Raw genomic sequence first — 9,972 nt, 5'->3', positions numbered from 1 at the left:
ATGGCCATGCTCAAGGCCGGCGGGGCCGACCTGGCCCCCGGGGGCAAGACACCCTCGCCTCACGCCTCGCCGCCATGCTCGAGAGTTCGGTACAAGGAGAGCCACGGGGGCGGTTCACCTCCCCCGACCTTTCCTGTCCCCAACGGAGTGCCCCGCATGACCCAGGAAGCCCAGATCACCGCCTGGCTCGCCAGCCAGAAGGACGCCATGCTCGCCGAGCTGGCCGAGATGGTGAACACCGACGGCGGTTCCTACGACAAGGCGGGGGTCGACCGCACCGGCGCGCAGGTGAAGCGGTTCCTGGCCGCGCATGGCATCCCGACCGAGACCGTACCGCGCGAGACGCATGGCGACTGCATCCGCGGCATCGTCGAGGGCGGCCATGCGATCGGCACCGGCAACCAGCGCAGCAACATCGTGCTGATGGGCCATCGCGACACCGTCTTCCCGAAGGGCGAGCCAGAGCGCCGCCCGTTCCGCATCGATGGCAACCTCGCCTATGGCCCCGGCGTGTCGGACATGAAGTCGGGCATCGTGATGAACATGTTCGTCCTGGCCGCCTTCGCGAAGTTCGGCGGCGCGCCCGGCCCCCTGGTCGGCCTGTTCACCGGTGACGAGGAGATCGGCAGCCCCGAGGGCCGGCCCGTGATCGAGGCCGAGGCGAAGAACGCCCGCGTCGTGTTCAACTCGGAGCCGGGCCGCGCCTCGGGCAACGTGGTCAAGGCGCGCAAGGGCGGCGTGTTCAGCGTGGTCGACATCGAGGGCAAGGCCGCCCATTCCGGCGGCAATTTCGAAGCCGGCATCAGCGCGATCGGCGAGGCCGCGCACAAGATCGTGGCCATCCACGCGCTGACCGACCTGGCGCGCGGCATCACGCTGAATGTCGGGCTGATCCAGGGCGGGCAGAGCGTGAACACCACCGCGCCCGCCTGCCAGTTCCAGATCGACCTCCGCTACGTGGAGGCCGACCAGCGCGACGAGATCATGGGGAAGATCCACGATATCGTGGCGCGTGCCCACGTGCCGGGAACGAAGGCGCGGCTCGCGATCAAGGGGGAGTTCCTGCCGCTGAACCCGACACCCGAATCCGAGCGCCTGTTCTCGGTCTACCAGGTCTCGGCGGCCGACAGCGGGCTCAAGGTGGAGGGCGAGTTCACGGGCGGCTGCGCCGATTCCGGCTTCACCGCGGCGATGGGGGCGCCGACGCTCTGCGGCGTCGGGCCCGTGGGCGGCAAGGCGCACAGCCCCGAGGAATACCTGGAGGTGGACACCTTCGTGCCGCGCGCCCAGGCGATGGCGCGCGCGATCCTGCGGCTGGAACGCGCGGGCGTCTGACCCCGGAGCCGGCGGCGGCGGGGACTGCCGCCGGGGTCCGCCGCATCCTGGCCCCGGCGCGTTTCACCCGCGCCAGGGCCGCACCTGCCACAGGCGCTTCAGCTGGTCGTCCACCGACTGCACGAAGGCCTTGTATTCCGCCCCGATCAGCGGGCGCAGCGGCATGAACAGCCGCGCCGCCGCGCGCCGGAAGCCCTCGTCGTTCAGCGCGGCGCGGAAGGCGGCCTCGAGCCGGGCCACGACCGGCGCCGGCATGCCTGGCGGGCCGACGATGCCGCGCGAGGCGCCGCCCACGATGTCGAAGCCGGCCTCGCGGAAGGTGGGCACGTCGTCCGCCTCCGGCTGCCGGCGCGCCGCGCCCTGCGCCAGGATGCGCACGCGCCCGTCACGCTTGAGCTGGAGCGCGTCGTTCACGTTCAGCACCGCGAGGTCCATGTTCCCGCCGAGCAGCTGCGGGATCAGCGGCGCGGCGCCGGCGAAGGGCACCTGCACCATGGGCGGCACGCCCGCCGCGGCCTCGAAGGCCAGCATGAACAGGTGGTCGTCGCTGCCGATGCCGGTGGTGCCGTAGGTGACCTGCCCGGGCCGCGCGCGCGCCGCGGCGACGATGTCGGCGACCGTGCGGAAGGGGCTCTCGGCGCGGACGTAGAAGGCGTTCGCATCCTCGACGATGTTGCACAGGAAGGTGAAGTCCATGGCGCGGTAGCGCACCTGGCGCTCGAGCGGGATGGCGTTGTGCGCGGGCACCGTCGTGGCGCCGAGGACATAGCCCTCGGCGGGCGCGTTGAACGTCGCCTCCAGGCCGATCTGCCCGGCGGCGCCGGTGCGGTTGACGATCACCGGCCGGAAACCCGGTATCTACGCCGCGACCAGCGGCATCACGAGGCGCGTCATGACATCGACGCCGCCGCCGGCCGGGAAGGGCACGATGATCTCGACCGGCTTGTCGCCCGGCCAGGCGACCTGGGCCCGGAGCGCGGCGGGCGCGGCGAGGAGCCCCGCCCCCGCCAGCAGGATGCGACGCGTGGTCATTGTGGCTTCCCTCCCAGGGTATCCTTGCGGGAAGGCTAGGCTTGGCGTCTCCTGCCCGGCAAGCGGATCAGCGCCGCCACGGGCGCCGCGCATACATCGCGCGCACCGCCTCGCCTTCGGCCAGCACCATGGCGCGGTAGTCCTGGCCAACCAGCGGGCGGAGCGGCAGGGAGATGCGCTCGGCGTCGCGCGTGAAGGCGGGGTCGGCGAAGGCTGCGGCGAAGGCCGCCTGCATGGTGCGCGTCGCCTCGGCCGGGAAGCCCGGCGGCGCCACGATGCCGCGCGCCGAGCCGATCGTGACGTCAAAGCCCTGTTCGCGGAAGGTGGGCACGTCGGGCACCGCCGACCAGCGCTGCGGGGAAGCCTGGCCGAGGCAGCGGATGCGCCCTTCCCGCATCAGCACGACGCCCTCGCTCATGTTGAAGGAGGCGACGTTCACTGCGCCCGAGAGCAGGTCCCGCTGCACCTGCGCGGTGCCGTTGAAGGGCGCGTGCAGCGCGCGCACGCCGGCCTTCTCCTCGAGCCCCAGCAGCACGAGGTGGTCGTCCGACCCCACCCCCGCCGCGCTGCCGACCGAGACGCTCTCCGCGTCGCGCCGCAGCGCGGCCACCAGGTCGGCGAGCGAGCGCAGCGGCGAATTCGCCAGCACCCAGAGCCCGCAGGCGTCGTCCACCACGTTCGCGATATATGTGAATTCCTCGGCCTTCCAGCGCACCGGCCGTTCGAGCGGGAGGGTCGAGACATTGAGGCTGCCGATCGCGCCGATGGTGTAGCCGTCGGGTGCGGCGTTGAAGATGGTCTCCATGCCGAGTTGCCCCGAGGCGCCGGGCCGGTTCACGATGACGAAGCGCACGCTCGGGATGCGGGACGTGACCTGGTGCGTCGCGAAGCGCGCCACGGCGTCCACGCCGCCGCCGGGCGGGAAGGGGACGATCACCTCGATGGGGCGGTCGGCGGGCCAGGCGGCCAGCGCGGGGCGGATGAAGGGCAGCGACAGCCCGAGCCCGGCCAGCGGCAGGTGGCGGCGTGCGATCATGGCGTTTCCTCGATGGGTCGTTGCCACAAGCCTCGCGCGCCTCCGCGGCCGGATCAAGCGGCGGCTTTCCCGCGGCCGCGCTGCGCGCCAGACTGCACCCAGCAGGGGAAGGAACCGCCATGGACCACGCGCTGCGCGACCGCTTCCACGTCGAGGGCCAGTGGGGCCTCTGGCGCGAACACACCGTCCGCTGGGCGGAATGCGACATCTACGCGCACATCAATCATGCAGCGTACCTGACGCTGTTCGAGGACATGCGGATCGAATGGTGGCTCGGCGCCGGCGGGGCCTTCTCGCCGGACAAGCCCGGCCCGGTTGTCGGCTCGCTCGAGGTGAAGTACCACCTCCCCGGCCATTTCCGGGACGAGGTGCTGCTCGCGGTCCGCACCGCCTCCTTCCGCCGGACCTCCTTTGTGCACCAGTACGGCATGTGGCGGGCGGGGGAGGGGCTGCTGTGCTCGGCGCGCGCGCTTTGTGTCGTGGTCGACAACGCGACGGGCGCCAAGGCCGGGATACCGGAGGAGATGCGCCGCCTGATGGCCGAGCGCGACGGCGCCGTGGCGGAGGTCTGATACCTGGCGCGCGAAGGTTTCACCTTCGTGCCCCTCAGGCGCCGGGCGAGCCGCATCCGCGGCCCTTGGCTTTGCCGGACAACCGGCGGGCCGCATCCGCGGCCTCGGCCCTTCGGGCCGAAAGTTGGAACTTCGTGCGCTTGGTCTGACCGCTACATCGCGACGACGAGGTCGACCTCGACCAGCGCGCCGACTGCGAGCCCGGTGACGCCGACGCAGGTGCGCGCCGGCAGGCCGCCGGCGAAGGCGCGTTCCCACACGGCGTTCATGGCGGCGTAGTCGCGCGCGAAGTCGGTCAGGTAGACGCGCGCGAAGACGGTGCGCGCGATGTCGCCGCCGCAGCCCTCGACCACTGTCCGGAGGTTGGCCAGCACCTGTTCGGTCTGCTCGGCCACGCCGCCGTCGACGAGCACCTGGCCGCCGCCCGGCAGGGTCGGCATCTGGCCGGTCACGAACAGGAAGTCCCCCGCGCGCACGGCGTGGCTGAAGGGCGCGACGCGGTCGGGCGCGCCGGGCAGCAGGTGGCGCGTGATCTCGAGCATGGTCAGAGGCCGCGCTCGGCCCTGGTCGCCGCCAGGTCGTCCTCGACGAAGGCCTGAACGAGGTCCTCCAGCGATTCCTGCTCGGCGAAGCCGAGGCGCCGCGCGCGCGTGGCCGCGAAGGCCGCGGGCCAGCCGTCCACGATGTCGAAGACCTCGCGGTCGAAGACGAAGCCCACCTTTTCCCGCGCCGCGCGGCCGGCGACGGCTTCGAGCGCCTCCAGCATCTTGGCGACCGTGGCGCTGCGGCCGGGCGGGTTGATGCCGCGGTCGATGCCGAGCGGCGCCGTGTCCATCGTGGCCGCGTGCAGGAACCATTCCATCGCGCTGCGCGGCGAGCAGATCCAGACGGCGAATTCCGGCGGCACCGGGCAGTCGGTGGCAAGGCCGAGCAGCGGCTCGCGCACCACGGCGGACACGAAGGACGACGCCGCCTTGTTCGGCCGTCCCGGGCGGACCATCACGGTCGGCAGGCGGAGGCTCACGGCATCGAGGAAGCCCTTGCGCGTCGCGTCCTGCAGCAGCAATTCGCCGATTGCCTTCTGCGCGCCATAGGAATTGGTCGGCACCTGGCGCCCGTCATCGGGCACCACCGCCTCCTGCCCGCCGCCGAACGACGCGACGGAGGAGGTGAAGATCACCCTGGGCCTGGTGCCGAGCGCCCGGCAGGCCTGCAGCACCGCTAGCGTGCCGTGCAGGTTCACCTTCATGCCGAGGTCGAAATCGGCTTCCGCCGCCGCGCTCACGACCGCCGCCAGGTGGAACACCACCTCGGTTCCCGGCGGGATGGCGGCGCCGACCGCGGCGGGGTCCGCCACGTCTCCGCCGAGGCAGCGCACGGGAAAGGGGGCCGCGACCGTCGCAGGGGCCGCCAGGTCGAACAGCGTCATCTCGGCGATCGCGCGGCCGCCGAGCGCGCCGTCCTTCGCCAGCCGCGCCGCCAGCTTCCGCCCGAGGAACCCGCCCCCGCCCAGGATGGTGATCTTCATGCCGCCCTCCGATGCCTGTCCCGGTTTGGCGCGGCGCGGCGGCGGGCGCAATATGGGCGGCCATGATCCCGACCTTCCCGTTCCGCTTCCTCATCAACCGTCGCCACGGCACGCCCGGCATCGTCGTCCTGCCGGAGGGCGGCTTCCGCCGCGCGAAGGAGGAGATCTCCTCCTGGCCGGGCTATGCGCCGACGCCGCTCCTCGACCTGCCCGACGCCGCGGCCGCCGCGCGCGTGGGCAGCGTTCTCTACAAGGACGAGGGCGGGCGCTTCGGCCTCGGATCCTTCAAGGCGCTCGGCGGCGCCTATGCGGTGATGCGCCTGCTGCAGGCGGAACTCGCGAAGCGCGGTGCCGCGAATGCCGCGACGGCCGCGGCGCTCATGGACGGGACGCATCGCGAGGCGACGCGCGCCATCACCGTGACCTGCGCGACCGACGGCAACCACGGGCGTTCCGTCGCCTGGGGCGCGCAGCGCTTCGGCGCCGCCTGCGTCATCTTCGTCCACGAGACCGTCAGCCAGGGCAGGCGCGACGCCATCGCGAAATGGGGCGCCGAGATCCGCGTCGTCCCCGGCACCTACGACGACGCGGTGCGCGAGGCGCAGAAGCAGGCCGACGCCAATGGCTGGTTCGTCGTCAGCGACACCTCCTACCCCGGCTACACCGAGGTGCCGCGCGACGTGATGCAGGGCTACCGCGTCATGGCGGATGAGGCGGCGGACCAGGCCGGCCAGGCGCCGACGCATGTCTTCATCCCGGGCGGCGTCGGCGGCGTCGCGGCCGCGGTCTCGGTCCAGATGCGCGCGCGCTTCGGCGCCGGCCCGCGCATCATCGTGGTCGAGCCCGACAAGGCCGCCTGCCTGCTGGCCAGCGCCGAGGCGGGCGAGCCCGCGACCGTTACGGGCGACCTCGACACGCTGATGGCGGGGCTCGCCTGCGGGGAGCCCTCGCTGCTCGCCTGGCAGGAACTGGAGCGCGCGGCCTTCGCCTTCATGGCCGTGCCGGACGAGAGTGCGGTGGCCTGCATGAAGGCGCTCGCCGCGCGCAAGCCGGCCGTGGTGGCTGGGGAGAGCGCCGTCGCGGGTCTTGCGGGCCTGCTGTTGGCCGCGCAGGAACCCTTCGCCCGCACGGCGCTCGGGCTCGGGCAGGACAGCCGCGTCCTGCTGTTCGGCACCGAGGGGGCGACGGATCCCGAGGTTTATGCGCGCCTGGTCGGACATGCCCCTTCTTCAAACTGACATCGTTCTGTAATCTTCCCGAAAAGGGGGCCGGCTAAGCCGCCGCGTCACCGCTTTGGGAGAGGACGACCTCATGCACCGCCGTACACTTCTGACCGGGGCGATGTCCCTGGGCGTCGCCGCGCCTGCGATCGGGCAGACACAGCCGGTGGAGATCCAGTTCTGGCACGGGCTCTCGCAGCCGCTCGGCGGCATGCTCGAGAAGCGCGCCACCGACTTCAACGCGACGCAGACGAAGTACAGGATCGTGCCGACGTTCCGCGGCGGCTACGCCGAGACGATGGTTGCCGCGATCGCCGCCTTCCGCGCCAACAACGCGCCCCACATCGTGCAGATGTTCGAGGTCGGCACCGGCACCATGATGGGCGCCGGGCGCGCAGTGAAGCCGGTGCACGAGCTGCTCGCCGAGACCGGCGTCCAGATCGACTTCAACGACTACCTGCCCGGCGTGCGCGGCTACTATTCGCTGTCCGACGGGCGGATGATGTCGATGCCCTTCAACAGCTCGACCGCCGTCGTCTGGTACAACAAGGACGCCTTCCGCCGCGCCGGCGCCGATCCCGACAAGTTCCCCGAGACCTGGCAGGGCGTCGCCGAGCTGCTGCCGAAGCTCAAGGCGGGCGGCGGCACCGCCGTGCCGATGAGCACGGCCTGGCTGACCTGGGGGCAGATCGAGAACTTCTCGGCCATCCACGACATCCCGCTGGCGACGCTGGCGAACGGCTTCGGCGGCCTTGGTACGGAGCTCCGCATCGCCAACCCGCTCGTGCAGCGCCACATGGAGGCGCTGGCCCAGTGGCAGAAGGACGGCCTCTACCGCTACGGCGGCCGCAACAACGCCGGCGAGCCCGCCTTCCCGAACGGGGAGGCGGCGATCATGTTCACCTCCTCCGGCTTCCGCGCCCGCGTGCAGCGCGAGGCGCGCTTCAACTGGGGGGTCGCCATGCTGCCCTACTACCAGGGCACGCCGAACGCGCCGATCAACTCCATCATCGGCGGCGCCAGCCTCTGGGTGATGAACAAGGGCCCGGCGGCGGGCGGCGGGCGTTCGCGCGACGAATTCCAGGGCGTGGCAGAGTTCTTCAAGTATCTCAGCCAGCCCGAGATCGATGCGCAGTGGCACATGGACACGGGCTACGTGCCGGTGCGCCGCGCCTCCTACGCCATCGCGCGGGACCGCGGCTTCTACCGCGACAACCCAGGTGCCGACGTGCCGATCGAGCAGCTGCTGCGCGGCGGCGGCACGCTGACCGACAACAGCCGCGGCATCCGCCTCGGCGGCTTCGTCGAGATCCGCTCCATCATGGAGGAGGAGCTCGAGCGCGCCTTCCAGGGCCAGCAGACGGCGGCGCAGGCGCTGGCGGCTGCGACCACGCGCGGCAACGTCGTGCTGCGCAACTTCGAACGCGCGAACCGCGGCTGACGAACGGCTCGGCGCCGCGGGAGATACCATGCGCAAGAAGGTCATCTTCCGCGGCGTCGCGCTGCCCTACCTGCTGCTCGCGCCGCAGCTCGTCATTACTGCCATCTTCTTCTTCTGGCCTGCCGGCATGGCGATCTGGCAGTCGACGCTGCGCCAGGACGCCTTCGGCCTGCGCACGGAGTTCGTCGCGCTCGAGAACTTCCTCGACCTCTTCTCGGACCCGCTCTACCTCAACGCGGCCTGGAACACGGTGCTGTTCTCCTCGGCGGTCGCGGCGCTGGCACTCGGCGCGGCGCTTTTCCTGGCGGTGCAGGCGGACAAGCACATCCGCGGCGCGGGCCTCTACAAGACGATGCTGATCTGGCCCTATGCGGTCGCACCCGCGCTCGCCGCCGTGCTCTGGCTGTTCATCTTCCACCCCTCGATCGGCCTGGTCGGGCGCGGCTTCGCCGCGATCGGCATCGACTGGGACTACCGGCTGAACGGCGGGCAGGCGATGACGATGGTGATCGTGGCCGCCGCATGGAAGCAGGTCTCCTACAACTTCATCTTCTTCCTCGCCGGCCTGCAGTCGATCCCGACCTCGGTGCTGGAGGCGGCGGCGATCGATGGCGCGCGGCCGATGCGGCGCTTCTGGACGGTCGTCTTCCCGCTCCTGTCGCCGACCGCCTTCTTCCTGCTCGTGGTGAACCTCGTCTATGCCTTCTTCGACACCTTCGGCATCATCCACGCGCTGACGCGCGGCGGGCCCGGGAACGCGACCGAGACGCTGATCTACAAGGTCTACGTGGACGGCGTGCAGAACCTCAACCTTGGCTCCTCCGCCGCGCAGAGCGTCATCCTGATGGTCATCGTCATCGCGCTCACCGCGGTCCAGTTCCGCTTCATCGAGCGCAGGGTGCACTACTGATGTCCGGCGCCGCCCCGGACGTCGAGGCGCTGGCCGCCGCCTCCCGCCGCCGCAAGGCGCGGGAGCGGTTCCTGACGCATCTCGCGCTCATCCTCGGCGTGGCTGTCTTCGCGCTGCCCATCTGGATCACGCTGATGGGCTCCACCCACGACACCGACACGATCGGCCGCGGCGACGTGCCACTGCTTCCTGGCACCGAGGCGCTGAACAATTATGCCCGCGCCTGGGCCGAGGGCGGGGGCGGGCGCAACACTTTCGCCGTTCCCGCCAGCACCATGCTGTTCAACAGCCTGGTGATGGCGCTGCTGATCACGGTGGGCAAGATCACCATCTCGCTGCTCTCGGCCTTCGCGGTGGTGTTCTTCGCCTTCCCGTTCCGGATGGCCTTCTTCTGGATGATCTTCATCACTCTGATGCTGCCGGTGGAAGTCCGCATCATCCCGACCTTCCAGGTGATGACCGACCTCGGCCTGATCGACACCATGACCGGGCTGACGCTGCCGCTCATCGCCTCGGCCACCGCGACGCTGCTGTTCCGCCAGTTCTTCCTCACCATCCCGGACGAGTATGTGGAGGCGGCGAAGGTCGACGGCGCCGGCCCCCTGCGGTTCTTCAAGGACGTGGTCCTGCCGCTCTCGGCGACCAACATCTCGGCGCTGTTCGTCATCCTCTTCATCTACGGATGGAATCAGTATCTCTGGCCGCTGCTGATGGTCTCGAGCCGCGACCTAGAGACGGTCATCGTCGGCCTGACCAAGATGATCGGCAACGGCGACACGCAGAACCAGTGGAACCTGATCATGACCACCGCCGTCTTCGCGCTGTTGCCGCCCGTGGCGGTGGTGGTGCTGATGCAGCGATGGTTCATCAAGGGCCTGACCGAGACGGAGAAGTAGCC

At 70.8% G+C, this 9,972-nt stretch carries 11 protein-coding genes; 6 read left to right on the top strand and 5 right to left on the bottom strand.

Translation table 11 applies throughout. From position 1 onward, the window contains the following. Positions 1 to 156: 156 nt before the first annotated feature. Positions 157 to 1,335, top strand: coding sequence for a M20 family metallopeptidase (locus tag E8M80_RS21865; protein ID WP_137127849.1), 1,179 nt, complete (start codon positions 157 to 159; stop codon positions 1,333 to 1,335). Between the two features lie 63 nt (positions 1,336 to 1,398). On the opposite strand, the gene E8M80_RS21860 is transcribed toward E8M80_RS21865, so the two are convergent. From E8M80_RS21860 to E8M80_RS21855, 3 genes are all read right to left on the bottom strand, one after another. Then, the gene (locus E8M80_RS21860) at positions 1,399 to 2,175 is read right to left on the bottom strand and encodes a tripartite tricarboxylate transporter substrate binding protein (RefSeq protein WP_240790166.1); all 777 of its coding nucleotides are present in this window, start codon (positions 2,173 to 2,175) and stop codon (positions 1,399 to 1,401) included. An 18-nt stretch (positions 2,176 to 2,193) separates the two neighbouring features. Continuing rightward, on the bottom strand, positions 2,194 to 2,367 hold the full coding sequence (locus E8M80_RS26740) for a hypothetical protein (protein ID WP_240790165.1): 174 nt from the start codon (positions 2,365 to 2,367) through the stop codon (positions 2,194 to 2,196). Between the two features lie 67 nt (positions 2,368 to 2,434). Next, positions 2,435 to 3,403, bottom strand: a complete 969-nt coding sequence (locus E8M80_RS21855; protein ID WP_137127848.1) for a tripartite tricarboxylate transporter substrate binding protein — start codon at positions 3,401 to 3,403, stop codon at positions 2,435 to 2,437. Between the two features lie 119 nt (positions 3,404 to 3,522). Here E8M80_RS21855 and E8M80_RS21850 point away from each other — a divergent pair, with 119 nt between their 5' ends. After that, positions 3,523 to 3,975: a thioesterase family protein gene (locus tag E8M80_RS21850; RefSeq protein ID WP_137127847.1), complete on the top strand. Its 453-nt coding sequence runs from the start codon at positions 3,523 to 3,525 to the stop codon at positions 3,973 to 3,975. 152 nt (positions 3,976 to 4,127) lie between these two features. On the opposite strand, the gene E8M80_RS21845 is transcribed toward E8M80_RS21850, so the two are convergent. Together E8M80_RS21845 and denD are read right to left on the bottom strand one after the other, a co-directional pair. Next, a complete protein-coding gene (locus tag E8M80_RS21845; RefSeq protein ID WP_137127846.1) occupies positions 4,128 to 4,517 on the bottom strand; it encodes a RidA family protein in 390 nt (129 codons plus the stop codon). Positions 4,518 to 4,519: 2 nt separating this feature from the next. Continuing rightward, positions 4,520 to 5,503: a D-erythronate dehydrogenase gene (gene denD, locus E8M80_RS21840; RefSeq protein WP_137127845.1), complete on the bottom strand. Its 984-nt coding sequence runs from the start codon at positions 5,501 to 5,503 to the stop codon at positions 4,520 to 4,522. A gap of 62 nt (positions 5,504 to 5,565) precedes the next feature. Here denD and E8M80_RS21835 point away from each other — a divergent pair, with 62 nt between their 5' ends. From E8M80_RS21835 to ugpE, 4 genes are all read left to right on the top strand, one after another. Continuing rightward, positions 5,566 to 6,741 carry a diaminopropionate ammonia-lyase gene (locus E8M80_RS21835; RefSeq protein WP_137127844.1) on the top strand — a complete coding sequence of 392 codons (1,176 nt, stop codon included), beginning with the start codon at positions 5,566 to 5,568 and terminating at the stop codon, positions 6,739 to 6,741. Between the two features lie 73 nt (positions 6,742 to 6,814). Next, complete coding sequence (gene ugpB, locus E8M80_RS21830) at positions 6,815 to 8,164, top strand: sn-glycerol-3-phosphate ABC transporter substrate-binding protein UgpB (protein ID WP_137127843.1); 1,350 nt, start codon at positions 6,815 to 6,817, stop codon at positions 8,162 to 8,164. Between the two features lie 28 nt (positions 8,165 to 8,192). Further along, positions 8,193 to 9,074 (top strand): sn-glycerol-3-phosphate ABC transporter permease UgpA, encoded by an 882-nt coding sequence (ugpA, locus tag E8M80_RS21825; RefSeq protein ID WP_137127842.1) that lies wholly within the window; start codon positions 8,193 to 8,195, stop codon positions 9,072 to 9,074. Beyond that, positions 9,074 to 9,970, top strand: a complete 897-nt coding sequence (gene ugpE, locus E8M80_RS21820) for a sn-glycerol-3-phosphate ABC transporter permease UgpE (RefSeq protein ID WP_137127841.1) — start codon at positions 9,074 to 9,076, stop codon at positions 9,968 to 9,970. Before ugpA ends, ugpE begins: the two co-directional genes overlap by 1 nt. Positions 9,971 to 9,972 lie beyond the last annotated feature (2 nt).

Origin of the sequence: Roseomonas sp. HF4 (assembly GCF_005222755.1) — a bacterium.
Lineage (GTDB): Bacteria > Pseudomonadota > Alphaproteobacteria > Acetobacterales > Acetobacteraceae > Neoroseomonas.
Note: the sequence above shows the minus strand (reverse complement) of the source record. Positions and strands in the feature narration are given on the sequence as shown.

What these genes read in the sequence shown, in the direction of transcription:
- E8M80_RS21865 (WP_137127849.1), top strand. Translation starts at nt 157, where the DNA reads ATGACCCAGGAAGCCCAGATCACCGCCTGGCTCGCCAGCCAGAAGGAC.
- E8M80_RS26740 (WP_240790165.1), bottom strand. Translation starts at nt 2,367, where the DNA reads ATGACCACGCGTCGCATCCTGCTGGCGGGGGCGGGGCTCCTCGCCGCG.
- E8M80_RS21855 (WP_137127848.1), bottom strand. Translation starts at nt 3,403, where the DNA reads ATGATCGCACGCCGCCACCTGCCGCTGGCCGGGCTCGGGCTGTCGCTG.
- E8M80_RS21850 (WP_137127847.1), top strand. Translation starts at nt 3,523, where the DNA reads ATGGACCACGCGCTGCGCGACCGCTTCCACGTCGAGGGCCAGTGGGGC.
- E8M80_RS21845 (WP_137127846.1), bottom strand. Translation starts at nt 4,517, where the DNA reads ATGCTCGAGATCACGCGCCACCTGCTGCCCGGCGCGCCCGACCGCGTC.
- denD (WP_137127845.1), bottom strand. Translation starts at nt 5,503, where the DNA reads ATGAAGATCACCATCCTGGGCGGGGGCGGGTTCCTCGGGCGGAAGCTG.
- E8M80_RS21835 (WP_137127844.1), top strand. Translation starts at nt 5,566, where the DNA reads ATGATCCCGACCTTCCCGTTCCGCTTCCTCATCAACCGTCGCCACGGC.
- ugpB (WP_137127843.1), top strand. Translation starts at nt 6,815, where the DNA reads ATGCACCGCCGTACACTTCTGACCGGGGCGATGTCCCTGGGCGTCGCC.
- ugpA (WP_137127842.1), top strand. Translation starts at nt 8,193, where the DNA reads ATGCGCAAGAAGGTCATCTTCCGCGGCGTCGCGCTGCCCTACCTGCTG.
- ugpE (WP_137127841.1), top strand. Translation starts at nt 9,074, where the DNA reads ATGTCCGGCGCCGCCCCGGACGTCGAGGCGCTGGCCGCCGCCTCCCGC.